We start from the raw sequence: 26539 nt of genomic DNA on the forward strand, positions 1-26539 counted from the left end.
GGATCATGGCACTCCGCGTGCAATAGAACGCCGTGGTGGAGTGTCGCTAAACGATCCGCCCAGGGAGCCGGGTTGCGGTGAAGGAGCTAAAGAGCCAGTTTGTCGGCGCGCTGCTGGTCATTCTGACCGTGACGGCCGTCATCTGCGCTGGTGTGAACTACCAGCAGCAGGCTCGCTTCCATTTGCCCGACGACGGCGCGACCTGGATGGACGTGCCCAATACCGCCGATAGCGAGCAGAGCCTGCGGGTAGTGGCGGCTCACGTGGAGCGCGATGAACCGGCGGATCTGGCCGGCATCCGCAAAGGCGACATTGTCCGCATGATTGCCCCGGTGGAGAACACGCCCGGGGTACCTGTCCGGCAAGCCAGCGACGTGGCCCAACTGCTCTTCCAGGCCGGAGTCTGGGGGAAGGCGACCTACACGCTCAACCGCAACGGCGTGGAGATCACGGCCAAGGTGATCGTGGCCGACGCCAACCGCGACCGGGCTCTTTATTTTCAGTATTTTGTCGGTGCCGCTTACCTCGCGATCGGCATCTTCCTGTTCTTCCGCAGAAACCAGGCGCCCAAGGCGCTGCACTTCTACTTCCTGTGCCTGGTCAGCTTCATCCTCCACACGTTCCACTACACCGGCAAACTCAACAGCTTCGACACCGGGATATATATCGCAAACGTCGTGGCGGGGTTGCTGGCGCCCGCGCTGTTCGTCCACTTCTGCCTGACGTTCCCCGAGCCGCGGCGGCACTGGAACAACTGGCAGGCCATCTCGGTCTACCTGCCGGCGCTCTCGCTGATCCTGCTGCACTTAGGTGTGGCGATGGGCGTGGTTCACACGGCCCTGCCGCTGATCGAGATGCGCTGGGTGCTCGACCGCGCCTGGATGCTGCTGTTCTGCGCGTCGTATGCCGCCGGAGCCGTACTGCTGCATTTCAGCTACCGGCGCACCGAGGACACGATTATCCGGCAGCAGTTGAAGTGGCTGCGCAATGGAACGCTGGCCGGAATTGTTCCCTTCGCGGCACTCTATGCAGTGCCGTTCCTGATCGGTTCGGTGCCGTCGCCCACCATGCGGCTGTCCGTGTTGTTCCTGGCCTTCATTCCGCTCACCTGGACCTACGCGATCCTGCGCTACCGGTTGATGGATGTCGACATCATCTTCCAGCAGGGCTACGTGTACATGCTGGCGACGCTATCCGTACTGGGTATCGTCTACCTGCTGGTTTTCGCCCTGCCGAAGCGGGACGAACTCAGCCCCACCTCGGTGGTGCTGCTGGTGCTGGTGGCGGCGTTTGTCTTTGAGCCCTTGCGAGGCTGGTTCCAGCAACAACTCGACCGGTACTTCTTCTATAAGGATCGCTACGACTATCGTCGTACTTTGATTGCGTTCGCACGCGAACTAAGTTCCGAGATGGATCTGGACCGTACGCTGATGAGCGTCGGAGAGCGTCTGCTGAGCACGCTATCTGTGGGCCATGTCGCGTTCTTCCTGTCGAAGGAGAACGAACCTGGATTCCAGCTGCACACCGCCCTGGACCGGGATGGCGGCCGGCGCAGGTTGAAGTCGGAGCGGTTGGACCTGAGCTTCCTGCTGGACTCCCCAGAAGATCCCTACCTCTTTTTCGAGAGCACGCGCCACGCCCTGGACATCGTGACGCACGGCAAGGCCCCGTCGGTCCGGGCGACCATCGCGGAACTGGACCTCACCTACTACCTGCCGTGCAATTTCCGAGGCAAGACGCTCGCCTGGCTGGGCGTAAGCCGTTCGAACAAAGGCGATTTTCTCAGTTCGGACGACATCGACCTGTTGGCGTCCTTGGCCGGCTACATCGCCATGGCGGTGGAGAACGCGCGGCTTTACCGGTCGCTGGCCGCCAAGGCGGAGCAGTACGAGCGGCTGAAGGAGTTCAGCGAGAACATCGTGGAGTCGATCAACGTCGGCATTCTGGCGGCCGATCTCGACGACAGGGTGGAAAGCTGGAACTCCCAGATCGAACGGCTGACGGGGATTCCGCGGATTGCGGCCCTGGGCCGAAAACTCAGCGACCTGTTCCCGGAGGAACTGGGCGCCCACTTCGACGCGCTGCGGGCCAACAACCAGGTGCACCAGTTGTACAAGATTCCGCTGAGGCGGGACACCCTGGCGCTACCCGCGCTGAACGGAAACGGCCACGCGAATGGAAACGGCAACGGGACGTCGAACGGCACCGCGAATGGCAAGTCGAAGGTTGAGCGCACGGAAGTGATCGTCAACCTGGCGATCGCCCCGCTCGTCACGAAGGATGGCGCACGCATCGGCCGCCTGATCATTTTCGACGACGTGACGGAGCGCGAAGACCTGGAGCGCCGCCTGGTGCAGGCTGACAAGTTGAGCTCCATCGGACTGCTGGCGGCCGGCGTGGCGCACGAGGTGAACACTCCGCTGGCCGTGATCTCCACCTATGCGCAAATGCTGGCCAAGCAGGTGCATGGCGACGAGCAGAAGTCTAAGTTGCTGGAAAAGATCGCGAAATCGACGTTCCGTGCCAGCGAGATCGTGAATTCGCTGCTGAACTTCTCGCGCACCTCTTCGTCGGAGTATGAGGCGCTGGACCTGAACAAAGTGATCAGCGAGACGCTCTCGCTGCTGGAGCACCAGTTCGATAAGCACGCCATTGCGATTGAAGTGGACCTGGAGGAGGGCGCTCCTCTGATCCGGGGTAACGCCGGCCGGCTGCAGCAGGTGTTCCTGAACCTATTCCTGAACGCCCGCGACGCGATGTCGAATCTGCCGCCGGGGCAGACGCGCCGCCTGTCGCTGCGGACGCACGGTGAGGAAGCCAGTGTCCGGGTGGAAGTGCGGGACAGCGGCGCAGGCATCCCGCGCGATCACCAGAGCCGGATCTTCGATCCGTTCTTCACGACCAAGGGCATGCAAAAGGGGACGGGTCTCGGCCTGAGCGTGACTTATGGCATTGTGGAAGAGCATGGCGGCATGATCGAAGTGGAGTCGAATCCCGGTGAGGGTGCTCTGTTCCGTCTTGAGTTTCCGGCCGCCAGCAGGAAACCGGTGAATGCCTGATCTTGATTCCGTTACCGCCACGGCCTCCGATGCATCCAGTTCTCGAGGCCGCATCCTGGTTATCGATGATGAAGCCGATATTCGAGAGAGCTTCGAAACCCTTTTAGAACTGGAAGGCTACACGGTCCATACCGCTGAGAATGCGACGGAGGGACTGAAGAAGTTCGAGGCCGGCGTCTACGACCTGATTCTGCTGGACCTGATGATGCCAGACAAGTCTGGTCTCGAAGTGCTGGATGACATCCGGCGGCGGGACAAAGAGACTCCGATCTTCCTGATCACGGCCTACGGCAGCATTGAGGTGGCGGTGGAGGCCCTGAAGTCGGGCGCCAACGACTACTTTTCCAAGCCCTGGGACAACGAGAAGCTGATCATCGAGATCGAGCGCCAGTTGGCGCGAACGCGGCTGGAGCAGGAGAACCGGGAACTGCGCCGGGCCCTGAAGCAGCGCTACTCGTTCCCGAACATCGTCGGCAAGAGCGAGCGGATGCTGCGCGTGCTGGACCTGGTGACGCAGGTTGCTCCGTCGAAGTCGAACATCCTGATCACGGGCGAGACCGGGACCGGCAAGGAGTTGATCGCCAAGGCGATCCACGCCAACTCACCGCGCGCGGACCAGCCATTTGTCGGCGTGAACTCCAGCTCGATGCCGCCCGATCTGATTGAATCCACACTGTTTGGGCACGTCAAGGGCGCATTCACGGGCGCCATAGCCAACCGCAAGGGTTACTTCGAGACGGCCAACCGGGGCACGATCTTCCTGGACGAGATCGGCACGCTCACACTGGACATGCAGGTGAAGCTGCTGCGCGTCCTGCAGGAGCGGGAGCTGATGCCGGTGGGTTCCACGGAGACCATCAAGGTGGATGTCCGGATCCTGGCCGCCACGAATGCCGACTTGGCCAAGATGGTGGAGGATGGCCGCTTCCGGCAGGACCTGTACTACCGGCTGAATGTCATTAACCTGGCCTTGCCGCCGATGCGCGACCGCAAGGAAGACATTCCGATCCTGATTGAGCACTTCTTCCAGGTCTACTGCAAGGACAACGATAAGTTCATGGATGCACAGGGCCGGTCGACGCTGAAGTTCGAGCCGGAAGCCATGCACATCCTGATGGATTACACCTGGCCGGGGAATGTGCGCGAGCTGGAAAATGCAGTGGAGCGGGCCGTGGTGCTGGCAGTCAGCGAGACCGTGCCGGTGAGCGTGCTGCCCGACTATATCCTGCATTCGACGGGTGTACGGATCCCACGCGAGGGCGGGGAAGCGCTGCCGGCGGACGCCTCCCTGTTCGAAATCATGGCCGATTTCGAGGCGCGCAAGATCACTGAAGTTCTGGATGCGGTCAACCACTCGCAGACCGATGCAGCGGCGCGCCTGAAGATCCCTCTTTCCACGCTGAACCAGAAGATCAAGCGCCTGGGTATCCAGGTGAAGCGTAAGCCATCCGGCGCCTAAGACGGCGCCGCGCAGCCGTTTCCCCAGGCCCTGGCACGAAGGAGCCTGGGTATCGAGTACTCCTACTTGTGTCGATGGATCCATGTTGGACGGATTCCACCAAGTAGGAGGGTGTTTTGGCTGCTCTCGAAACCAGGCCGGAGCCGGGCGCGGCAGTTGCATTGGCGACTGCGCTGCGAAAGATACGCAATCGGCGCAGGATGACCTGGGTGCTGGTTGGGCTGCTGGTGGCTTACCTGGGCCTCTGCCTCTCGCAGTTCCCATTTGCTTACGACGAAGGCTACTCCGTGCTGGAGACGGCGAAGACGGTAGCTTTCTATGAGAAGGCTTACTCCTCACCTGCCGCGGGCGTGCTGGCCGGGGAGAACGACATTTACGTCAAAACCGCGACGGAGGCGGCGCGAGCGGCGCAAATTCCGCGGCGCGTCGGCGAGTTTGTCGCGAGATACCATCTGGAAGGCAAGAAAGCCCTGGAGGTGGGTGCCGGCCGCGGATACCTGCAGGACCAGGTGACCGACTACACCGGGCTGGACATCTCGCCGACCGCCGGACGCTACTTCCACAAGCCCTTTGTAATGGGGTCGGCCACGGCGATGCCCTTTGCCGAGAATACGTTTGATGCCGGTTGGAGCATCTGGGTGCTGGAGCACGTGCCGAACCCGGAGCAGGCGCTGCGCGAGATCCGGCGGGTTTCCAAGGACGGTGCGGTCCTTTTTCTTCTGCCTTCCTGGGACGCCCCACCCTGGGCCGCGCAAGGCTACGACGTGCGTCCTTACTCTGACTTCGGGCCCGGCGGCAAAATCTACAAGGCACTTCTGCCCCTGCGGTGGAGCAATCTGTTCTGGCTGTTGACGCGGCCGCCCATTCGCGCCCTGCGAGAGGGGTCCACCGCCGCGACGGGGCAGATCAGCTGGTTGCGCTACACGCGGCTGGTGCCCAACTACAAACACTACTGGGAGGCCGATAGCGACGCCGTCAACCTGCTGGACCGTGGCGAGATGGCGCTTTGGTTCAGTAGCCGCGGCGACGAGTGTCTGAACTGCCGGGGCGGCCCGCTGAGTCCTTTACCGGACAATGGACTGGAACTGGTCATCCGGATCCATAAAAGGTGAGCGAGACCTTTCCCCGGTTTGCCGCGGCGCGATAGACTTGGGTCACGATGTCCGCTGTACCACTCACTCTCGTCGCCGAATTGATCGCCCAGCCCGGCAAGGAAGAAATGGTTCGCCAGGAACTGCTTTCCCTGATCGAACCGACGCGTGCGGAGGCCGGCAATGTTGATTATTTTCTGCATGAATCGATAGAGAGCCCGGGCCATTTCCTCTTCTATGAGAATTGGGTGTCGGAAGAGGCTCTGGCTGAACACGCGCAAACCCCCTATTTGCAGCGTCTTGGCAGTTTGGTGCCGGTAATGCTCACTGGCGCCCCGCGGCTCTTCAAGCTGCGCCGCCTCGCCTGACATCCTCCGAACCGCCACCTAAGGCGTTTCCCTCATAGCGGGCCTTTCCATCTCTGCCGATTAAACGAGAGAAATGGGAACCGTTATGTGTACACGCCTCCGTGGGTTGCTCCCGGCCGCTCTGCTGGCCCTGGTGATGGCTGCGCCGCTCGCGGCACAAACCAGCTCGAATACTGCCTCAATCCGTGTGGATGCCAGTATCAAAGGTGCGACGTTCTGGGCGGATGGGCAGGAGTATACATCTTCCGCGCAGTTCCTGTGGACGATCGGCAGCAAGCACACCCTCGAGATCCGGAATAAGCACCAGATGTTCCCGGATGGCCGCAGCCGCGTGAGTTTCCAGCAGTGGTCCGATGACACGGGATTGCTGTTGACTCCGGACAGCACGACGCAGGTCATCTCCGTCGATTCGTCCAACCGCTCATACCTGGCAACATTCCAGCTGGAATACATGGTGCTGTACTATGTGAACTCCGACCAACCGGTGAATCTGCTGGACCCGAGCGCCATCAACTATCCCCAGATTGGAGTGCCCAATCCATACGGCTTCCTGGCCACGTCGACACAAACCTGTATTCAGACGAGCACGTGGGAGTGGGTGGCGGCGGGGTCCGCCCTGACCCTGAATGCGTATCCCTATCCAGGGAAAGCATTTGTAGGGTTTGAGATCGCGGCCGGGCCAACGGAATCCATCTCCTCGCTGATCGTAGATGGGCCTAAGACCATCAAGGCCAAGTTCACCGATGCGCGGCGCGTTTACATCGACTCCTATCCGGTAAAGGGTCTCAAGGTGGTAGTCGACCGCACGGTGACGTACTCGAGAGGGGACAAGTGCTTCCCCGATTGGACATCCACCTACTCAGCGCTTACGGGAGCGGCTCCCCCCGTGCCGCCGGACTATCCTTATCCCATCAACATTCCGCCGTCCAGTTTCCCGGACGCGCCCGTTGGGCCGTACGCGTACTGCACACAGATTCCGCTCTGCAATGGTGAGTTGGACCTGCAGGCCGGCACGCCGCACATTTTTGCGGCTCCCGCGTCCCAGACGGACAGTATGGGTAATCTCTGGGTCTTCGATCACTGGGACTTCGGCAACGGCCAAACCGGCGGCCTGAACTCGACCGTGACGATCCCCGAGGACTGGAGCACGCAGACCTACACCGCACACTTCGTGAAGGGCATCCGGTCCAGTTTTGTCACCGTGCCCACGGGTCTGAAGCTGAAGATCGATGGCCGGGACAACTGGGCTTCCTACAACTTCGAGTGGGGGTTGGGCCACAAGCACACTGTTTCGGCGCCCGCTGACCAGGTGGACGCCAAGGGCCGCAGATACCGCTTTGTGAGCTGGTCGAACGGCGGCACGCCGGACCAGGAGATCACGATCGAGGATTCCGAAGGGACCGCCTCGTTCCGGATGATCGCGCAGTACGAACTACTGGGCCAGTTGAGCATCCAGAGCGATCCCGCTTCGCTGACTTTCAGCGTGAGCGGCGCCACCTGCACAACGCCGTGTGTTCTGGACCGCCCGGCGGGCACCAGCATTACGGTCACTCCACTGCCCGAAATGCCCTTCTCGCCCGACACTAAGGCACTGCTGACCGGTTGGGCCGACGGCACCGCCGCTGGACCGCGCAACTACATGTTCAGCCAGGAAGCGGCCGTGATGTCGGCGAAGTATACCTATTTGCAACGGCTTACTGCGATCTCTGATCCGGAGGGGGGAGCCACCTGGGTGTATGACCCGCTCCCGTCCGCCGGGAACTATTTCCCGGCCGGCGCCAAGGTGTCGGTAACAGCGGAGGCTGCGCCTGGCTATAAGTTCAAGAGATTCGAAGGCGCGTTGAGCGGCGCACTGAACTACGGCTGGCTGAACATGAACAGCCCGGCTACGGTGGTGGCGCGGCTGGACAAGGTTCCGGCGCTGGCGGACAACGCCGTGAAGAACGCGGCCGGAGACACGCCCACCGACGGTGTGGCGCCCGGTTCACTGATCGCGATCACCGGCTACAACATTGCCGCCGACTATGTGAAGGGTGCGGACAGCCCGCTCTCGCAGACCCTGCAGGGTGTCGTTGTCCAATTGCCCGGCAGCCGCTTCCTGCCCCTGGTTTCGGTGGCCCCGGACCGTATTCTCGGCCAACTGCCCTCTGACTTCACCGAAGGCGAATACACGCTTACTGTGCGCTCACCAGGCCAGAGTGTCTTGACGACCAAGTTCAAGGTGAAGACCTATGCGCCCGGACTGTTCCGGCGCGGCGATGCGACGGATGAGGTGCCGCTGGGGCTGGCGCTGCATGCGGATGGCACGGAAGTGACTCCGGCGAGTCCGGCGAAGGCCGGCGAAACGGTGTCCCTGTTCGGCACTGGTTTCGGTCCGCTGAATCCGGCTCCGCTGGACGGGTTTGCCGTGCCTGCGAATCCGCCCGTGCCATTGAAAGATGCCGCGGAACTGTTGATTGGCGGCGAGGTGAGGCCCTATGTGTGGTGCGGAGCCGCCGCGGGGCGCGTCGGGTACTGGGTGATGCAATTCAAGATTGACTCGACCATGGGCCAGGCGCAAAACGTCGCGGTGCAGGTGCGTGTCAATGGCCAGCCCTCGAACTCAGTTGTGCTTCCGCTGCAGTAGGTTTTCAATTCTCTAGCAACGGATTCGCCTTGACAGACGTCTGAGAGGCAGACCAAACTTGGTCCAGGGAGATTTCCCAATTATGCGTCTCGCCCAATCGCTAGTTATTGCCTCAGTTGCAGCTGTCTCGCTGGCTGGCGGCGTGTTCGCACAAAACGCCATCTCGGCGAAGGCAGGGATGATCAATGTTGCCGAGGGCGACATCTTTCTAGTGGATGCGAAGGGCGTCGAGAGCCAGGTTCAGCCGAAGCCTGCTGAATTCATCGACGTCAAAGAAGGGCAGACGCTGAAGGCGACCGAAGGCCGGGTCGAAGTTCTGCTGACCCCAGGCGCTTTCCTGCGGATGGCGGACAACAGCTCGTTCAAGTTGTTCTCCAACCGGCTCAGTGATGTACGGCTGGACGTGCAGTCCGGCGTTGTCATGATCGAGGCGGCCGAACTGCTGGAAGACAACCATCTGACGGTGCTCACGAAGGATGCGATTGTGACGGTGACGAAGGCGGGCCTGTATCGCTTTGAAGCGGAACCGGCGAGCATCCGGGTGTATATGGGTGAGCTGCTGGTGGAGCAGAACGGCCAGAAGACGACCCTGAAAGGTGGACGGGAACTGGTGGCTGCGGCGGGTGGCTGGACGCCTGGCAAGTTTGACGCCAAGGAGACCGATCCGTTGTTCCGTTGGTCCAAGCGGCGTTCCGGCTACATCGCCATGGCGAACGTTTCGGCGGCCCGGCAGTCGACGCCGAGGAACGGGTTCCTGGGCTCAGGTTCCTGGATGTACAACCCCTACTTCGGCTTCATGACGTTCATTCCGTACACGGACACGCTGCGTAGCCCGTTTGGTTTCAACTACTACACGCCCAGCACGGTGATGGCGGTGTACTACCCGCCGGTGTATGGCGGCGGAGGCGGAAGAGGCGGTTATGGCGCGCAGACCGGTAACGGTTTTGCCGCAAGCATGCCCGGCCGCAGTGCTTCGGGTTCTTCCTATTCGGCCGCGCCGATGGTTAGCTCCCCGGCTGCGGTGGCCTCCAGTTCCGGCATCAGCCGCGGTAGCGGTGGGATGGGTTCAGTCGGCGGCGGTGGTGGTGGCGGCGGAGCTGCCGTTGCCAGCCCGGCTGCCGCAGCAGGCGGCGGCGGCCGTGGCGGTTCCGGCGGCCGTGGCAACTAACTGAGATTCGAGTGACACAGATGGAAGAAGGGCGGCCACAGGGCCGCCCTTCTTCTGTTTGCAGTGGTTTACGAAGCGCTGAATCCGCCGAAAGGCGGAATTAGGGCTTCAGGCTCTCGACGAAGAAGCTGGTCTGCTTCTCCAGCATGTGCTGCCGGGCCTTGCCCATCACGCCATGGCTCTTGCCGGAGTAGATTGCCGTCTCGAAGTCTTTGCCGGCCAGCTGGAGCGCGTTCATCATCTGCAAGGCGTTGCCGAAGAGGACGTTGTCGTCCTCGATGTTGTGCATCAGCAGCAGCTTGCCCTGCAGTTTGGCGGCTGAATGCACCGGGGAACTGGACTTGTAGCCGTCTTCGTTCTCCTGGGGCCGGCCCAGGTACCTTTCCGTATAGATGGTGTCGTAGTTGCGCCAGTCCGTGACGGCCGCCCCGGCCGCGCCTGCCTTGAAGACTTCCGGTGCGTTCAGCAGGGCATAGAGGGTCATGTAGCCGCCGTAGCTCCAGCCGTAGATCCCCACCCTGCTGGTGTCGGCGAAGCCGAGTTTGGCGAGGTAGTTCACACCCTCCTTCTGGTCTTCCAGTTCCTGCTTGCCCAGGCGCCGGTTGATGGGGGCTTCGAACTTGTGGCCGCGGCCGTAGGAGCCGCGGTTGTCCATCTGCCAGATGACGAAGCCTTTGTGGGCCATCACCTGTTCCCAGCTCAACCCGCTATAGGAGTTGCGGACGGTCTGGGCGTGCGGGCCGCCGTAGACCGAGACGAGCACCGGGTACTTCTTTGCCGGGTCAAACCCGGCCGGTTTGATCAAGCGGCCGTAGAATAGCGTCCCGTCCGCACCCTTGAAGGTATGGATTTCGCTTTTGAGGATGTCATACTCCTCTTCCTGCTTGCGGTCGGCCTCGCGCCAGACCTTGACCTCGGAGCCGTCCTCGGCCTTGTTGAGGGTGGCGCGGGAGGGGTTTTCCAGGTTGGAGAACGTATCGAGGTAGTACTGGCAGCCGGTGCCCATGGAAATGCTGTGGGTTCCAGTGCCTTTGGTCAACTGGCGCTTGTCCTTGCCATTGAAGCCGATGACATAGAGCTGGCGCTCGAGCGGGCTGGTTTCCCCGCTGGTGTACCAGATCTTCTTTGTCTTCTCGTCCACGCAGGAGACCGCGGTGACCTCCCAGTCGCCTTTGGTGAGTTGTTTCTCGTGTTTGCCATCGGCGTTGTAGAGATAGAGATGCCGGAAGCCGTCGCGTTCCGATGACAGCAGGATGCGGCCGTCGCTGAGAAACCGGAAGTCGTCACTGATGTTGACCCAGGCCGGATCGGATTCTTCGATGAGGAGCTGCGATTTGCCGTTGCGGGCGTCGGCGGAGAGGATCCCGAGGTGGTTCTGGGTTCGATTCAGGCGGTGCACCACGACGCGGTCGGAGTCGGGCGTCCAGTAGACGCGGGCGAGCAGGTAGTCGCGATTCTCGCCGAAGTCCATCCAACGGGTGAGGCCGCCGGAGATGTCCACCACCCCGATGCGGACGTCGGCATTCGGGCTGCCGGCCTTTGGGTAGCGCTGGGGTTCAGCCACGGCCTCGATTTTGAGGTGGTCGGCCTGGGGGTAGAGGGTTTCGCCGCTGACATCGAACTGCATGTAAGCAATGGACTTGGAGTCGGGCGACCACCAGTGGGCGGTGCCCAGGTCGAGTTCTTCGGGGTAGACCCAGTCGAGAGTGGCGTTCCAGCGGGTGGCGGAGCTGTCGGTGGTCAACTGGGTAACTTTCTTAGTGGCGAGCTCCATCACGTAAAGCTCGTAGCCGCGGCGGAAGCTTACTTTCAGCCCGTCGGGCGACAGCTTGGGATCCCGCTCGGGCGTTTCGGTGGCCGTGAGCTGGTCGAGTTTGCCGGACTCTTCAGTCCAGAGGAACAGGTCGCCATTCACGATGACCAGCATTTTGTGTCCGTCATCGGACCACTGCAGGCGGGACTCGGAGACGCGGCGGTTCTCCCACTCCATTTCCTTAGGGCCAGGAGCCTGACGGGCGGTTTTGCTGAGCTCCGCGGTCGAGAAGAGTTCCTTCTCTGTCTGGGTGGCGATGTCGAAGAGCCCCACCTTGTCTCCGCGGCGGACGGCGAAGCGCTTGCCGTCCGGGGCCCAGAGGGGTGCGCCGCCGAACTGGGCCATCATGCGCATCATGCCTGCCGACAGGCTTTCGAGGGTCACGGGTTTCTTCTGCTGGGCGGGCGTCAGTTGGACGCTGAGGGCGAAGAGAGCCGCGGTTGCCTTCCAGGTCATTCTTTACTACTCCAATCGGTATTCAATAAATCTGGTCTTGCCTTCGCGCTCGATCTGGAGAACCACCTCTTCGCGCGATTTGATGGGGGCCATGAAGGACTTCAGTTCCTGCAATGTGGCGATGGGTTTGCCGTTCAAGGCGTGGATGATATCGCCGGGCAGCAGCCCTTCTTCCTGGATGAGGGCTCCGGGGACGAGGCCGGCGACGAGGATGCCGTAGTTTTTGCGGAGCGGCGGCATCTCCTTGAGGAGGGAATCATCCAGCGGGACTCCGAGGATTCTGAGGCGCCGGACGAGGTTTTCTTCCGAAAGGGCGAGGCGGCCGAAGTTGGGGCTCTTTTCGGTCTGGTCGACAACAATCGGTTGCAGCTTCAGGGTCTGCTCGCCGCGCAGGATTTCGACATTGATGAGCGAGGCTACGGGCTTGCGATAGATGAAGACGTGGAACTGGCGGGCCGTTTCCATGGGACGGCCGTCGACGCTGAGAATGATGTCGCCGGTCTGGAAGCCCGCGATGTCGCCAGTGCTTTTGGGCTCCACATCGGCGATGACGACTCCGCTCTCGCGCTTCAGGCCAAGTCCTTGCGCAATCCCGTAGGTGAGGGTCTGGGCGGTAACGCCGATGTCGCCACGGGTGACCTTGCCGTCCTTGCGGATCTGTTCGACGACGGGATTGGCGATACGGGCGGGTACGGCAAAGCCCAGGCCTTCGTTGCCGCCGGACTGCGACAGGATCATGGTGTTGATGCCGATGAGTTTGCCGTTAAGGTCGACCAGGGCTCCGCCGCTGTTGCCGGGATTGATGGCGGCGTCGGTCTGGATGTAGACCATGCGGTCGTCGGGTTTCATCTGGCGTTGGGTGGAGCTGATGATGCCCATGGTGACGGAGTTCTCGAGGCCCCGCGGGTTGCCCATGGCGAGCACCAGTTGGCCCTGCTGGAGCGCCTCGGAGTCGCCCCATTCGAGGAAGCGCAGGCCGTGGGCGTCCACCTTCACCAGGGCAATGTCGGCTTCGGTATCGCGGCCGAGGACGCGTCCCTCCAGCAGCCGGCTGCGCTCGGGCGAGGAGCGCGCTCCGATAGGTGGGGCGAGCAGGACTTCGACCGTCATGCTTTTGCCGACCACGTGGGCATTGGTGACGATGTAGCCGTCCTCGGAGAGAATCACGCCGGAGCCGGTGCCGGTTTGCCGGACGGCGAGTGATACTTCGCGGCTGACCGGTTCGAAGGATTCGCTGCGGATGAGAACGATGGCCGGATGCAGCTGTCCCGAAAGAGCGACGAGCTGGTCGTTCAGGCCGGTCAGGGGGCCGGCGGGTTTCTGGGCGAAAGCGAGGGTCTGCAACAACAGCAGAGCGGACAGCAGCCTCATTGGAGTTAGCATGGCACAATCAGGATGTGGCGAATGTAGACGGGCGAGTTCTGGCGCTGGATGTGGGGCGGAAGCGGATTGGGCTCGCAGTGAGCGATTCAATGGGGCTGGCACAGGGATTGGACACTCTCCTACGTAAAACGATGCGCGAGGATGTGGCGCGGCTCCGGCAGATCGCCATGGAGCGTAAGGTGTCGCTGTTTCTGGTCGGGCTGCCGCTGAATATGAGGGGCGACGAGGGCGAGATGGCCGAGTTCGTCCGGACGTTTGCGCGGAAGCTGGAAGACGGGACCGGCCTGCCGGTGAAGTTTCAGGATGAGCGGCTGACGTCGGTGGAAGCGGAGTCGAGACTGCAGGAGCGAGGGATGAGCCTGGAGCGGATGCTGAAGGAGAAACGGAAAGGCGCCGTCGACCGGCTGGCTGCGATGATCCTGCTGGAGGACTATCTTCGGGCGGGAGGCGAGGCGGAATAAATGCGCCGCGTGAAGAAGCTGATTTTGTGGCTGATCGTCCTGGATCTGCTGGCCGCGGCCGGGGCGGGTTACTACTTTGCCTGGGTGGAGAAATATCGGGGCTTTGAGCAGCCGGTGTTTGTGGAGATCCCGCGCGGCACATCGACAATGAAGATCGGCGAGTTGCTGGCGGAGGCTGGGGTGGTGCGGCAGCCTCTGCTGTTCGCCCTGGTGCGGGCGGCGCGGCAGAAGGCCCGGCCGCAAGCGGGAGAGTACGAGTTTTCGACAGCTGCTACTCCGGACGAGGTGTTCAGCCGGATCGCGCGCGGCGACATCTTCCAGATAGAGGTTCGAGTGCCGGAGGGGAGCAACGTCTTCGACATCGCCCGGATCGTGGAGCAGGCAGGATTCGGGAGCGCCGGAGAGTTTCTCAAGGTCGCGCTGCCGCAAGAGGGCTTTCTGTTCCCCTCGACTTACCGCTTCAAGCGCAAGACCACGGTGGATGGGGTGTGCCGCGCGATGCGCGCACAGTTCGACAAGGTGTGGGGTGAGTTGAAGGCGCCCGCGGAAGGGAAGCGCGAGACAGTGATCCTGGCTTCCCTGGTGGAGACCGAGGCGGTGCTGCAGGAAGAACGGGCGAAGATCGCAGGAGTCTACCGCAACCGCCTGGAGAAGGGTGTCCGGCTGGAGTGCGACCCTACCGTCGCCTATGCCGCGATGCTGGACGGCCAGTGGCGCGGGACGATCTACAAGAGCGACCTGGCGAATCGCAATAGCTACAATACCTATCAACATGCAGGCCTGCCGCCAGGTCCGGTAGCCAATCCGGGGGTGGCATCGCTCAAGGCAGCGCTGCATCCGGAAGAGACGGACGATCTATATTTCGTGGCCAAGGCGGACCACAGCGGCGGCCACGTGTTCAACAAAGATCTGGCAGGCCACCAGAAGGCTGTGGCCGCGTATCGTCATGGCGAGCACAAGTCCAGCGGGTCACAGGGCCAGGAAAAAGGAGCGGGTGCGAGCGTGGCTGCAAAGCCGAAGCCCCCGGTGCGTTGACGAAGACCTGGCGCGTGCGATGGCCCAGGAGATGCCCGAGGTCTCGACGAAGCTGCTGCGGCAGGCGCTGCTGGAATCGGGGCTCGTGTTGACGCCGATGGTGGAGGGCGTCCGGCAGGATTCCTTCAGGAACCTGGAGCGGACCCTGCTGGCCTTAGGCGCCGAGTATGAGGCGGGGGATCCGGCTCGACGCAAAGAGGTGCGCGGCCTGGTGATCACGGCCCGCCAGCACGCAGACTGGGCGATGCGGAATCCGAACAGCAGCGAAGCTCACAAGGCGGAAAAGACGGAAATGGTGCTGTGGCTGCGCACGTGGCTGGAGAATCCGCCACTGTTCCCGGCTTGGTTGCTGCTGCGGAACCGGGTGCGATTTGAGGACATTGGGCTTGATTGAACGCGCCGGATGCGATGTGATATCCGCATGACCATTTCCCGCCGTTCCCTGCTTGTCAGCCCCCTGGTGGTGGCGCCCGCCCTGTTGGCCGACCGCAACGATGCACTGCTGTACATTGGCGCCTACACGAGCGCGAAGAACAAGGGGATCACGGTCGCCCGCTTCGATAAGTCCACGGGCGCGATTGCGGAGATGAGCACGGCCGCCGAGACTCCGAATCCCACATTTCTTGAGTTGCATTCGAATGGCAAGTGGCTGTACGCGATCAACGAGGTGAACAACTTCGGCGGCAAGAAAGAAGGCTCGGTGGACGCCTATTCCATCGACCGGGCCAGCGGGAAGCTGACGTTGCTGAACCAGGTAAGCAGCAAAGGGGCGGGGCCGTGCCACGTGTCGGTGGACCGCAGCGGCCGGATGGTGATGATCGCCAATTACGGCAGCGGCAGCGTGGCTTCGTATAAGATTCTGGCCGACGGGCAGTTGAGCGAAGCGGTGTCGTTCTTCCAGCATGAAGGGAAGGGGCCGGTGGCGGGCCGGCAGGCCGGTCCGCACGCGCATTCGATCAATGCCTCGCCGGACAATCGCTATGCGGTGGCGTGCGACCTGGGGACGGACGAGATCCGGGTCTACAAGCTCGATCCGGGCAAGGGGTCGATGGAGAAGCACAAGGTGGCGAACTCCGCTCCTGGTGCAGGTCCGCGGCATTTTGCCTGGCACCCGAAGAAGATGTTCGGCTATGCGGTGAACGAACTGAACTCGACGGTGACCGTATATTTGTATGCGCCGGACGGGGTGCTGGAGGAGATCCAAAGCGTCTCGACGCTGCCCGAAGGGTACAGGAACGAGAACTCGCCGGCCGAGGTGCGCGTGCATCCTTCAGGCAAGTTCCTGTATGCGTCGAACCGGGGTGAGGATTCGATTGCGGTGTTTGCGATCGATGCGGCGACGGGCAAGCTGGCGCCGGTAGACCGCACGTTGACGCAAGGCGCGGTGCCGCGCAATTTCTACATTGAGCCTACGGGCCGGTGGATGCTGGCCGCGAATCAGAAGACCGATAACATCATTGTTTTCGGGATCGACCAGAAGACGGGCAAGTTGCAGAATACGGGCAAGGGCATCATCGTCGGGCAGCCGGTGTGCCTGCGGACTCTCGGGTAAGAAGACAGGGCCGGCAGTTTGAAGGCGCGGTGCCAGCGCCACCGTTGTGAACGCTGAGAGCGGGAGGAACAGGATGGCGGCTGGGACGATTCAACAGGCGACCGCGGCTGTGCAGGCGCCGTCTGCAGCCGAGCCGGGGCAGGGCGCACGGCTGGTGAGCCTTGACGCCTATCGGGGCTTCATCATGCTGATGCTGGTGTCAGGGGGCTTCGGCCTGGGCTCACTGCAGGCGTATCCGGGCTGGTCCTGGCTGGCGGAACAGGTGGAGCATGCGGCTTGGGAGGGCTGCACGTTCTGGGACCTGATCCAGCCGGCATTCACGTTCATGGTGGGCATGGCGATGCCTTTCTCGCTGGGACGGCGGATCGCGGCCGGCGCGAGTTCGTTCCAGGTGATGCGGCATGTGGCGTGGCGGGCGTTGATTCTGATCCTCCTCAGCAATATCTATTCGAACTGGGGCGCCAAACCGGGCCAGTTGCGGCTGCAGTTCATCAACGTGCTGTGCCAGATCGCCTTTGGCTACGTGCTGTGCGCGCTGCTCCTGCGACTGCCCTGGCGCGGGCAGGTGGCAGCGGCGGTGGCGATCCTCGCAGGATACTGGGGGCTTTTCGTGGTGTTCCCGGGTCCCCAAGGGCCGTGGTCGCAGACGGGCAATATCGGAGCAGTTCTGGACCTGTGGGCGCTGGGCTACAACTATTCGGGCTACTACACGACGATCAATTTCATTGGGAATGCGTTGACGATTCTGTTCGGCTGCTGGGCGGGGTTGCTCCTGCAGAGTGGCCGGTCGCACGCGAGCCGGCTGAAGGTCCTGGGCGGGTGCGCGGCGGCTTGCCTGGCCTTGGGACTGGCCTTGCAGCCGTTGATCCCGATGGTGAAGCGGCTTTGGACGGGCTCGTTCCTGCTGTTCAGCACTGGCTGGGTGTTGCTCATGCTGATGGCCTTCTATTGGGTTATCGAGGTGAAGCAGGTAAAGCGGTGGACCATGCCATTCCTGGTGCTGGGCATGAACTCGATATTTGTCTATTCGCTCGGGCAGATCGGGATCTCCGGCTGGCTCAATCGCGGCCTGGCGAGCTTTACCGGGAACTTCGGGTTTCTGGGCGAACCGGGTGCGATTCCGCAGAGGGTGTGCGTGCTGGCGGGCCTTTGGTATCTGTGTTACTGGTTGTACCAGAGGCGGATTTTCCTGAAGATCTGAGGGCGCATCCGACGGGCTGATGCGGGTCGCTTTTTTACATGGTTCCGGCCGGAAAGCGAGGGCGTCCAGCGCTCCAAGACATTGAGTGGCAAGGTGTCCGTGCGAGCATAGGAGGGTGAGTTCCCCGTCCACTCCGGCCAAGGGCGCACTTGGCGTCATCTTCCTGATCGTCTTCCTCGACCTGATGGGCGCGGGGATCCTGATCCCGGTGATTCCTTACATCGTCGAGCCCTACCGCGCGGATGCCCTGACTGTCGGCATCCTGGCGATGGCTTTCTCCGCGGCGCAGTTCCTGGCCAGTCCGCTGCTGGGCCTCCTGTCCGACCGTTTTGGACGGCGCCCAATCCTACTGCTGAGTGTGCTGGGCAGCGCGGGCGGCTATTTCCTGTTCGGCTATGGCGGGTCGCTGGCGGTTCTGTTTGCCGCTCGCATTATTGATGGCTTAACCGGCGGGAATATCTCCGCGGCGCAGGCCTATATCGCCGATATTTCCGAGCCAAAAGACAGGGCGAAGAACTTCGGCCTGATTGGGGCGGCCTTTGGGCTGGGCTTCATCCTGGGGCCGGCGCTGGGCGGCGCGCTGAGCAAGATCAGCCTGTCGGCTCCGGCGTACGCGGCAGGTGTCCTCTCGCTGGTGACTTTTGCAGTGGGCTCAGTGCTGCTGAAGGAGTCGTTGCCGGCCGCCAACCGGACCTCGAAAAAGACCCGCTGGCATGACGTGAATCCGTTCTCCCAGATCCGGGCTGCCTTTGCGCGGGTAGGATTCCGCGAACTCATGCTGGCTACCTTTGCGATGAACTTTGGGATGGCCGGGCTGCAGACGAACTTCGCGGTATTCACGCATGCGCGATTCGGGTTGGACGCGAGCCACAATGCGATGCTGTTTGCGTTCCTGGGCGTGATGGCGTCGCTGACGCAAGGCTTGCTGCTGAGGAAGCTGGCTCCATCGCTGGGAGAGGGCCGGCTGGCCGTGGGCGGGTCGCTGCTGTTGGGACTTGGCTTCGTGGTGCTGGCCATTTCCAGCGCGATCTGGATGCTCTATCTGTGCCTGGTGCTGACGGCCCTGGGTTTCGGGCTGGCGGGTCCGTCGCTCTCGGGCCTGGTGTCTCGCCGGGCCACGCCGCGGGAGCAGGGTGTGCTGCTGGGGACGATGCAGTCGCTGGCCAGCTTTACGCGTGTGATCGGCCCTGTGTGGGCGGGCGCCTCGTTTGATCACATCGGGCAGAGCGCTCCGTATTGGACCGGCGCGATCTGCGCGGGGCTCACCATGGTGTGGTCGCTGCACTCCACGCGCGAATCACTTTGATTTGTCCCTGGGGCCCTTGCCGGGCAGCCCGACGGGATTCTCATGCACGCGTTCAGCGTGATCCGCAGTGAGACCCGTGGCGAGCTTGACGCTCTTTTCTCCATACTTGTCGCGGATTCGGTCGACGGCGGCCAAGGCCTGACGGGCGCGCTGGTTCTTCTCGGAATCGAGGAGGCCCAATTGGCCCTCGTGCGCCTCGAAGCCGGAGACGCCGGTGCCGATGAGGCGGATGGGCGTCTTGCCATCCCAGGCTTGGCGGAAGAGATGGCGCGACTCGGCGATGAGCTCGTGATCGAGTTGCGTGGACTGGGGCAGGGTCTTGCTGCGCGTGAGTGTGGTGAAGTCCTTGTAGCGCAGTTTGAGGTGGACGATGTTGGCGTGGAACTCGTGCTCGCGCAGGCGGCGGGCGACCTTCTCCGCGAGGCGGGCGAGGGTGGCTTCGAGTTCCATCGGCTCCGCCGTGTCTGTGTCGAACGTGTGCTCGTGGCTGATGGACTTGGGGTCGTCGTTGTCGCCGATGTCGCCGTCGAACCAGGATCCGGCGTCCATGCCGTGCGATTTGCCGGCCAGGGCGAGGCCCCACTGTCCGAAGCGGCGGCGGAGGAAGGGCTCGTCCAGGCGGGCGAGGTCGCCTACCTTGCGGATGCCATAGTCTTTCAGCTTCTGCTCAGTCACTTTGCCGACGCCCGGTATGCGGCGAACGTCCAGGGGGGCCAGGAAATTGGCCTCCAGCCCGGGCTGAACCCAGAGGATGCCGTTGGGCTTGGCCTGATCGGAGGAGACCTTGGCCACGAGGCGCGAGGTGGCGATGCCGACGGAGCAGTTGAGGCCGGTGACCTGTTTCATGCGCAAGTGGAGACGGTGGGCCGCCTGGAGCGGCGGGCCGAGCAGGCGCTCAGTGCCCGTAAGGTCCATGTAAGCTTCGTCGACGGAGGCCATTTCGACTTTGGGCGAGAACTCGTTGAGGACGCCATGGACCTTGTGGGAGTAGTCGCGGTAGCGGTCCGGATGGCCGTTGAGGAAGATGGCGTGGGGGCACAGTTTGGCCGCGGTGCGCAGGGGCAAGGCGGAATGGACGCCGAACTTGCGGGCTTCGTAGGAGGCTGCCGAGACTACGCCGCGGGCGTCCTTGGGGCCTCCGACGACGACCGCCTTGCCTTTCAGTGAAGGATCGAAGAGTTCTTCCACTGAGACGAAGAAGGCGTCCATGTCGACGTGGAAGATGGTTTTCACTTCTGTTCCAGGATAGACCGAACGCGCGGCGGCTGGCCTTCCGGCGAGTGGGAGGTGCGTGGCACACTGGCAGGTAGAGGGCCTATGTCGATCTTTATCGTGCAACTGGGTACGCCACGCAGGGCAGGGGAAGGGCCGCGGCTGGGCACGGTCAGGCGGCCGCCGCGCGGGGTGGCCAAGGCGGATTTCGCCAGGCTTGACTACTACGATGTGTGGTTTCCGAATCTGGCTCCCAGCGCCGAACTGGTGCAGGAAGCACTGCATGCGAAAGACGAGCCGGCGTGGGCGAGGTTCGTGCGGCAGTTCCGCAAGGAGATGAACGCTCCGGACCGCAGCCGGGAGCTGGATGTACTGGCGACGCTGTCGCACCATACGAACCTGTCGCTCGGTTGCTATTGCGCGGAAGAAGCCCGCTGTCACCGGTCGGTGCTTCGAGCTTTGCTGGTGGAACGGGGCGGCAAGGTCGTCTAGCGGCACCCTACGGCGTGTAGCGTCCGCGCAGCACTCTTGGCAATCCGGCCAGATCGTGGATCAGGGTGATGTCCTGCCATGGGCCCTTTGCGAACGCCTCGCGGACTCCGGCTTCGCCCTGGTAGCCGATCTCAAAGATCAGCCACCCGCCGGGCTTTAGAAGCCGTTCCGCCTGCGGGACGATGCGGTGGTAGATCTCGGTGCCCAGTGCACCGCCGGCGAGGGCCAGGTGGGGTTCAAAGTCGCGCACTTCCGTCTGCAGGCCGGGTATTTCGGCATCCGGAATGTAGGGCGGATTGGAAACGATCAGGTCAAAGCGGGTCTGGATTCCGGCGGCCAAGTCGCATTGTACGAAGTCCACGCGGGCGGCCAGTTCGGCGGCATTGCCGCGGGCGACCTGGAGGGCATCGAAACTCAGATCAGTGGCCACAGCCCGGGCCTTGAGTTCCAAGGCCAGGGTGACCACCAGGGCGCCCGAGCCTGTACCGATATCCAGCAGGGTTTTCGCGCGCGGCGCCACCTGGAGTGCCTGCTCCACTGTGTGCTCGGTCTCGGGGCGGGGCACCAGCACGGCGGGCGAGACGCGGAAGGGCCGTCCGTAGAACTCCTGGAGCCGTGTGATGTACTGCGTGGGCTTGCCCTGCATCCGCTCGTGGAGGTAGCGGCCGTAATGGATCCACTCCACGGTGGAGAGCTCGTGTTCGGGATGTGAGAAGAGATAGATGCGCTCCTTGTGGAGCGCGTGCAGGAGCAGGACTTCGGCGGTCAGCCTGGGCTCGGAGATACCGGCGCCAGCAAGGAGATCACTTCCCTGCTGGACCGCGGTCTTTGCCGTCATCCTTTTTGTTCGAGTTGAGATCGGCCTGGGAAGAATCCGCCTGCTCCTTGAGCTTCTGCGCGTTGAAGTGGTTTACGCAGGCGGTGAGCAGTTCCTCGATCTCGCCTTCCATGACGCGGTCGAGCTGGTGGAGCGTGAGGCCGATGCGGTGATCGGTGACACGGTTCTCCTTGAAGTTGTAGGTGCGGATCTTTTCGGAACGGTCGCCCGTGCCAACCTGGCTGCGGCGGTCGGCTCCGATGGCCTGCTGCTGCTTCTCCATCTCGAGTTCATAAAGGCGCGAGCGGAGAACGCGTTCCGCTTTAGCGCGGTTCTTGATCTGCGACTTTTCGTCCTGGCAGCTCACAACCAACCCCGTGGGCAGGTGGGTGAGGCGGACGGCGGAGTAGGTCGTATTGACCGACTGGCCACCGGGGCCGGAGGAGCAGAACGTATCGACGCGGACGTCCTTGGGTTCCAGTTTGATCTCGACATCATCCGCTTCGGGCATGACGGCCACGGTGATGGTGGAGGTGTGGATGCGGCCCTGCTGTTCAGTGACGGGCACGCGCTGGACGCGGTGGACACCGCTTTCATACTTCAGCTTGGAGAAGACGCGGTCGCCGCCGACCATGGCGATGACTTCCTTGGAGCCGCCGGCTCCGGATTCGCTGGCGGAGATGACTTCCACCTTCCAGCGTTTGGAATCGGCATAGCGCGAGTAGAGCCGGAAGATTTCGGCCGCGAAGAGGCTGGCTTCGTCGCCGCCGGCCCCGGCGCGGATTTCCAGCAGGACGTTCTTCTCGTCGTTGGGATCCTTGGGCAGGAGGAGGATTTCGAGCTCCGCCGCGAGCCTGGCCGTTTCGGGCTCCAGGCGGGTGATCTCTTCCTGGGCCATGGCGCGCAGGTCAGGATCTTCATCCTCGATCATCTGGCGGGCCTGGGTGAGCTCTTCGACTGCCTTCTTGTACTCGCGATAGACGCCGACCGTCTCTTCCAGGTCGCGGTGCATTTTGGCAGTTTTCCGGTACTTCTCCGAATCGTTGATCACGTCCGGATCGGCCATCTGCGAGGACAGTGCGTTGTAGCGCTTTTCGACGTCGTCTAGTTGCTGCGTGAGATCCATTAGGCTATTACCAACTCGCCGCCCTGCTGCTTCTCAATCTCCATCGCACCATCAAGGGCTCGAATGGCTACAGCGGTCTGGTCATCGGCGGGCGGCTGCGTTGTGATGCGCTGCAGCCACAGGCCGGGGGCGGTCATCAGGGCCAGAAGTCCGCTGCGATGCTTCGCGGCGAAGCGGATGAGTTCGTAGCTGAGCCCGGCGATGACGGGCAGCGCCACGATGCGAAGGAGCATTTTCGCCCAGAACGTATCCACCGGGATCACCGCATACACGGCAATCGAAACCATCATCACGACCAGCAGGAAACTGGTGCCGCAACGGGGGTGGAAGGTGACGAAGCGCTGGGCGTTTGCCACGGTAACGGGCTTGCCCGACTCGAAGTTGAACACGACGCGGTGTTCGGCGCCATGGTATTCGAAGACGCGGTGGATATCTTTCCAGCGCGAGATGATCCACAGGAAGCCGAGGAAGATCACCAAACGGATCACGCCGTCCATCAGGTTGAACAGGATGCGGTTGCCGAGGCCCAATTGCGGGTACATGCGCTGCAGTTGGGTGGTGAGCACCAGGGGTACGAATTTGTAGAGGGCGATGAAGAAAGCGAAAGAGAAGAGCAGATTCAGGGTCATGACCCAGCCGGGGATTTCCGTGGGCTTCTTCTCGCCGGCCTGAGGTTCGGCTTTGCCTTCCTTTTCCGCTTCCGCCTGCATGGCGACGTCGGCCGAGAAGCGCAGGGCCTTCACTCCGAGCGACATTGCCTGGCCGAGGGTGCCGACACCGCGAAAGATCGGCAACTTGAAGATAGGGTACTTGTCGGAGACCTTCGCCAGCGGTTGTTCTTCCGTGACGATGATACCGTCGGGGCGGCGCACGGCCACACAGTAGCTGTGGGGAGCGCGCATCATGACGCCCTCCATCACAGCCTGGCCGCCCACCAGGGTCTCTTCGCCGCTCTCGAGAATTGGCAGCATTTGGGTATGTGCGGCCAAGCGAAGATAGCTCTTACAGTTCAAGGTTGTGTACGCCTCTCTTAAATACCAGTATAGCGGTAGCTGGTAAGTAGTCCATGGTCCTCTAACGGTGAGGGCCGGACGAGCGCAGTTGGTTGAGGACGCGGGCCGCGCTGGGGAAGAGGGTGGACGCCTCCTGGAGGGCGTGCACTGTTTCTTCGCCCTGGTTGCCCTGGCGCAGCATGGTGAGGCCGAACACGTAGTTCGCCTTTTTGTTGGCGGGGTCGAGGCGTAGAGCGGAGCGGGCGTATTGCAGTGCCTGGGCCGGCGATTGGGCTGCAAAGTGCCCGAAGGCGGCGTCGGCGAGGAAGTTCGGGTTCGATTCGTCAAGGGTCGCGGCGTGGCTCAGCAGGTTGCTCGCCAGTGCGAAGTCCTTTGCCTGCAACGCGTAGACGCCACGCAGGTGCAGGGCGTCGGCGAATTGTCCGTCGCTGGCGAGCGCTTTGTCCAACAACTCAGCGGACTCTTCGGAATGTCCAGCCTTGGCCGCTTTCACTGCTTTCTGCCAAAGCTTCAGCGCCTTCCCCGGCACCTGGTGAGAGAGCCGGTAGTAGCTGACTGGCCCCGTGCTTTTCGGGTTCACGCCGGTGAGGCTGGAGATGTCGAAGCGGACGGCGGTCATGGACGGGACGTTGACGATCTGTTTCGAGAAGACGTCGCCCTGCAGATTGGTGAGGCGCACCTCGTAGCTGCCGGCCGGCAGGGACCGGAATTCGAATGAGCCATCGCTGCTCACGAAGGTTGTGGTTTGTGAAAGAGGGGAAGTTAACTCGACCGCCGTGACCTGTAGGCGATCGGGTATTCCATTCTGTGAGATCAGGTTTCCAGTCAGTTCATACAGCATTTCCCGAGACTGAGCGTGAAGAGACACTGCCAGCAGGAGAGATAGCAAGAGTCGAGACACTAAGAGCGAATCCTCCAGAAGATGTGTGTATTGGGACACAGCACCTCCGCGTGGTATGCGGAGGTAGCTGTTCAGCCGACTTGGCTGGGGGATTTTACGGCAGCGGGATCAGGCCGCGGCGAGCGCTTTCCGGGCGCGGGCGTGGGTGTCAAGCAACCAGCGGAGTTGAGTGGGTTCAAACGGGGCGGCACAGTAGTCGGCGGCACCAGCTTCGAGTGCATCCAGCCATCCATCGACCTCTGGCAGACGGCTGACGACAACTACCGGGGTGTGCTTGAAGCGTTGCAGCACGGGCTTCAGCACTTCGGGCGAGGGCGAACAAAAGACGATGTCGGGCCGGGCGCGATCCCGGTCCAGATCCTGATTCTGGTTAAAAATCAAGCAGTTGCAGCGAGTGAGGGCGTCAGAAAGGGAGGTGGAGAGAACCTTCTCCAGTCCAAAGAATGTAGCTTTGTAGTTGTTGTGTGTGATGTTTGAGTCAAGCATTGAATCCCTCCAGCAAGACATTGTCCTCGCACAGGGAAGTACTCGACCTCAGCAGGGAGAAACGGAGCGCGTAACAACGTGAACGTTCCGTTCTGAAGCCAGGATACGCCCAATGTGGGGTGCGGGTCCAATTGAAAAAAGTTATGGTTGCGATCTCAGTCCAGTTTCCTGGGTGGGGGCTTGGTAAAATGAAATTTCCCGGAGGCAGAATGGCTATCATCGCGCGGCGTAAATCCGTAGTTGTGAACATAGGCGGAGTGAAGGTTGGCGGCAGCAATCCGGTTGTGGTCCAGTCGATGACCAACACGGACACGGCGGACGTGACCGGTACGGTGAACCAGGTGATGGCTCTGGCCAATGCGGGGTCTGAACTGGTACGCGTTACGGTGAACACGGAAGAGGCGGCGAAGGCCGTCCCTCGAATCGTCGACACGCTGAACCTGTTCGGCATGAAGGTCCCCATCATTGGAGACTTCCACTACAACGGCCACATACTTCTAAAGAAGTATCCGGAGTGTGCGAAAGCTCTCTCCAAATACAGGATTAACCCGGGTAACGTTAATATCGGCCGAAAGACCGATGACAATTACCGCACGATGATCGAATGTGCGATGGAGTACGGCAAGCCGGTCCGGATCGGGGTCAATTGGGGCTCGCTGGATGGCACGCTGCTCACCCGCATGATGGACGAGAACGCCAAAAGCGCGACTCCGCTGAACGCGGCGGACGTGACGAAGCGGGCGATTGTGGTGAGCGCGATCGAGTCGGCGGCCATGGCGGAGTCCTACGGGTTGCCGCACGACAAAATCATACTTAGCGCGAAAGTTTCCGCCGTCCAGGATCTGATCGACGTCTACCGGATGTTGGCCGCCGAATGCGATCTGCCGCTGCACCTGGGTCTCACCGAAGCCGGGATGGGCGCCAAGGGGATTGTTGCGACCACGGCGGCGCTGTCGATCCTGCTGCAGGAGGGAATCGGGGACACGATCCGGGCGTCCCTCACTCCGCTGCCGAACGGAGACCGGACCGAGGAAGTCCTGGTTTCCCAGCAGATTCTGCAGTCGCTGGGCATCCGCAGCTTCACCCCGCAGGTGACGGCCTGCCCCGGCTGCGGGCGCACGACGAGCACGTTCTTCCAGGAACTGGCCGACCAGATTCAGACCTACCTGCGCGAACAGATGCCCCTTTGGAAAGAGAAGTATACCGGTGTCGAGGAGATGAAGGTGGCGGTGATGGGCTGCATCGTGAACGGCCCCGGCGAGTCAAAGCACGCCAACATCGGCATTTCTTTGCCGGGCACGGCGGAGGATCCGAAGGCTCCGGTGTATGTCGACGGCAAGCTGGTGACGACGCTGAAGGGCGACGGGATTGTGGACGACTTCACAGGGATGGTGAATCAGTACGTCGAGCGTACCTATGGCGCCAACCAGCCGGCGGCCGTCAACTGAGCAGTCGACCGTTGATTGCGGTATCCTGAAAGTTGCGTGAAAACGCAAAGTTCAAGCCGGAAGGAG

Annotated in this window: 22 protein-coding genes; 14 read left to right on the plus strand and 8 right to left on the minus strand. The window is 62.1% G+C overall.

Going from position 1 to position 26539, the window contains the following annotated elements; genetic code table 11:
• Positions 1 to 77 precede the first annotated feature (77 nt).
• The 6 genes from IRI77_RS34470 (at position 78) to IRI77_RS34495 (ending at position 9771) form a co-directional block, all read left to right on the plus strand.
• Complete coding sequence (locus tag IRI77_RS34470) at positions 78 to 3059, plus strand: ATP-binding protein (RefSeq protein ID WP_194449457.1); 2982 nt, start codon at positions 78 to 80, stop codon at positions 3057 to 3059.
• Positions 3052 to 4518: a sigma-54-dependent transcriptional regulator gene (locus IRI77_RS34475; protein ID WP_194449458.1), complete on the plus strand. Its 1467-nt coding sequence runs from the start codon at positions 3052 to 3054 to the stop codon at positions 4516 to 4518. Before IRI77_RS34470 ends, IRI77_RS34475 begins: the two co-directional genes overlap by 8 nt.
• Positions 4519 to 4634: 116 nt before the next feature.
• Positions 4635 to 5630, plus strand: a complete 996-nt coding sequence (locus IRI77_RS34480) for a class I SAM-dependent methyltransferase (RefSeq protein WP_194449459.1) — start codon at positions 4635 to 4637, stop codon at positions 5628 to 5630.
• A gap of 47 nt (positions 5631 to 5677) precedes the next feature.
• Positions 5678 to 5977: a putative quinol monooxygenase gene (locus tag IRI77_RS34485; protein WP_228486475.1), complete on the plus strand. Its 300-nt coding sequence runs from the start codon at positions 5678 to 5680 to the stop codon at positions 5975 to 5977.
• A gap of 85 nt (positions 5978 to 6062) precedes the next feature.
• Positions 6063 to 8603, plus strand: a complete 2541-nt coding sequence (locus IRI77_RS34490) for an InlB B-repeat-containing protein (protein ID WP_194449461.1) — start codon at positions 6063 to 6065, stop codon at positions 8601 to 8603.
• Positions 8604 to 8685: 82 nt separating this feature from the next.
• A complete protein-coding gene (locus IRI77_RS34495) occupies positions 8686 to 9771 on the plus strand; it encodes a hypothetical protein (protein ID WP_194449462.1) in 1086 nt (361 codons plus the stop codon).
• A 100-nt stretch (positions 9772 to 9871) separates the two neighbouring features.
• Here the strand turns inward: IRI77_RS34495 and IRI77_RS34500 are convergent, their stop codons facing one another.
• Both IRI77_RS34500 and IRI77_RS34505 read right to left on the minus strand, forming a co-directional pair.
• Positions 9872 to 12040: a S9 family peptidase gene (locus tag IRI77_RS34500; RefSeq protein ID WP_194449463.1), complete on the minus strand. Its 2169-nt coding sequence runs from the start codon at positions 12038 to 12040 to the stop codon at positions 9872 to 9874.
• Positions 12041 to 12046: 6 nt separating this feature from the next.
• Positions 12047 to 13411 carry a trypsin-like peptidase domain-containing protein gene (locus IRI77_RS34505; protein WP_194449464.1) on the minus strand — a complete coding sequence of 455 codons (1365 nt, stop codon included), beginning with the start codon at positions 13409 to 13411 and terminating at the stop codon, positions 12047 to 12049.
• On the opposite strand from IRI77_RS34505, the gene ruvX reads away from it, so the two are divergent.
• The 6 genes from ruvX to IRI77_RS34535 all read left to right on the plus strand — a co-directional run bounded on the left by ruvX (position 13411) and on the right by IRI77_RS34535 (position 18978).
• A complete protein-coding gene (ruvX, locus tag IRI77_RS34510; protein ID WP_228486476.1) occupies positions 13411 to 13884 on the plus strand; it encodes a Holliday junction resolvase RuvX in 474 nt (157 codons plus the stop codon). The two genes, IRI77_RS34505 and ruvX, sit on opposite strands and share 1 nt — an antisense overlap.
• Positions 13885 to 13893: 9 nt before the next feature.
• Complete coding sequence (mltG, locus tag IRI77_RS34515) at positions 13894 to 14919, plus strand: endolytic transglycosylase MltG (RefSeq protein ID WP_228486477.1); 1026 nt, start codon at positions 13894 to 13896, stop codon at positions 14917 to 14919.
• Positions 14920 to 14938: 19 nt separating this feature from the next.
• Positions 14939 to 15313 (plus strand): hypothetical protein, encoded by a 375-nt coding sequence (locus tag IRI77_RS34520; protein WP_194449466.1) that lies wholly within the window; start codon positions 14939 to 14941, stop codon positions 15311 to 15313.
• 27 nt (positions 15314 to 15340) lie between these two features.
• The gene (locus tag IRI77_RS34525) at positions 15341 to 16471 is read left to right on the plus strand and encodes a lactonase family protein (protein WP_194449467.1); all 1131 of its coding nucleotides are present in this window, start codon (positions 15341 to 15343) and stop codon (positions 16469 to 16471) included.
• Between the two features lie 73 nt (positions 16472 to 16544).
• A complete protein-coding gene (locus IRI77_RS34530) occupies positions 16545 to 17672 on the plus strand; it encodes an acyltransferase family protein (RefSeq protein WP_194449468.1) in 1128 nt (375 codons plus the stop codon).
• Between the two features lie 115 nt (positions 17673 to 17787).
• Positions 17788 to 18978 (plus strand): MFS transporter, encoded by a 1191-nt coding sequence (locus tag IRI77_RS34535; RefSeq protein WP_194449469.1) that lies wholly within the window; start codon positions 17788 to 17790, stop codon positions 18976 to 18978.
• Here IRI77_RS34535 and dinB read toward each other — a convergent pair.
• A complete protein-coding gene (gene dinB, locus IRI77_RS34540; protein WP_194449470.1) occupies positions 18970 to 20211 on the minus strand; it encodes a DNA polymerase IV in 1242 nt (413 codons plus the stop codon). The two genes, IRI77_RS34535 and dinB, sit on opposite strands and share 9 nt — an antisense overlap.
• An 84-nt stretch (positions 20212 to 20295) precedes the next feature.
• Between dinB and IRI77_RS34545 the strand changes: the two genes are divergently transcribed.
• A complete protein-coding gene (locus IRI77_RS34545) occupies positions 20296 to 20682 on the plus strand; it encodes a DUF488 domain-containing protein (protein ID WP_194449471.1) in 387 nt (128 codons plus the stop codon).
• Positions 20683 to 20689: 7 nt separating this feature from the next.
• Here the strand turns inward: IRI77_RS34545 and prmC are convergent, their stop codons facing one another.
• The 5 genes from prmC to IRI77_RS34570 all read right to left on the minus strand — a co-directional run bounded on the left by prmC (position 20690) and on the right by IRI77_RS34570 (position 25025).
• Entirely contained in the window at positions 20690 to 21520 is an 831-nt protein-coding gene (gene prmC / locus IRI77_RS34550; RefSeq protein WP_194449472.1) for a peptide chain release factor N(5)-glutamine methyltransferase, read from the minus strand.
• Positions 21486 to 22625 carry a peptide chain release factor 1 gene (prfA, locus tag IRI77_RS34555; RefSeq protein ID WP_194449473.1) on the minus strand — a complete coding sequence of 380 codons (1140 nt, stop codon included), beginning with the start codon at positions 22623 to 22625 and terminating at the stop codon, positions 21486 to 21488. Before prfA ends, prmC begins: the two co-directional genes overlap by 35 nt.
• Positions 22625 to 23596 (minus strand): DUF1385 domain-containing protein, encoded by a 972-nt coding sequence (locus IRI77_RS34560; RefSeq protein ID WP_194449474.1) that lies wholly within the window; start codon positions 23594 to 23596, stop codon positions 22625 to 22627. Before IRI77_RS34560 ends, prfA begins: the two co-directional genes overlap by 1 nt.
• Before the next feature lie 103 nt (positions 23597 to 23699).
• Positions 23700 to 24371, minus strand: a complete 672-nt coding sequence (locus IRI77_RS34565) for a tetratricopeptide repeat protein (RefSeq protein ID WP_194449475.1) — start codon at positions 24369 to 24371, stop codon at positions 23700 to 23702.
• A gap of 276 nt (positions 24372 to 24647) precedes the next feature.
• The gene (locus IRI77_RS34570; RefSeq protein ID WP_194449476.1) at positions 24648 to 25025 is read right to left on the minus strand and encodes a hypothetical protein; all 378 of its coding nucleotides are present in this window, start codon (positions 25023 to 25025) and stop codon (positions 24648 to 24650) included.
• A 209-nt stretch (positions 25026 to 25234) separates the two neighbouring features.
• Between IRI77_RS34570 and ispG the strand changes: the two genes are divergently transcribed.
• Positions 25235 to 26473 carry a flavodoxin-dependent (E)-4-hydroxy-3-methylbut-2-enyl-diphosphate synthase gene (gene ispG, locus IRI77_RS34575; RefSeq protein WP_194449477.1) on the plus strand — a complete coding sequence of 413 codons (1239 nt, stop codon included), beginning with the start codon at positions 25235 to 25237 and terminating at the stop codon, positions 26471 to 26473.
• The last annotated feature ends 66 nt before the right edge of the window (positions 26474 to 26539 follow it).

It is taken from the genome of Paludibaculum fermentans, from assembly GCF_015277775.1.
Taxonomy (GTDB): domain Bacteria; phylum Acidobacteriota; class Terriglobia; order Bryobacterales; family Bryobacteraceae; genus Paludibaculum; species Paludibaculum fermentans.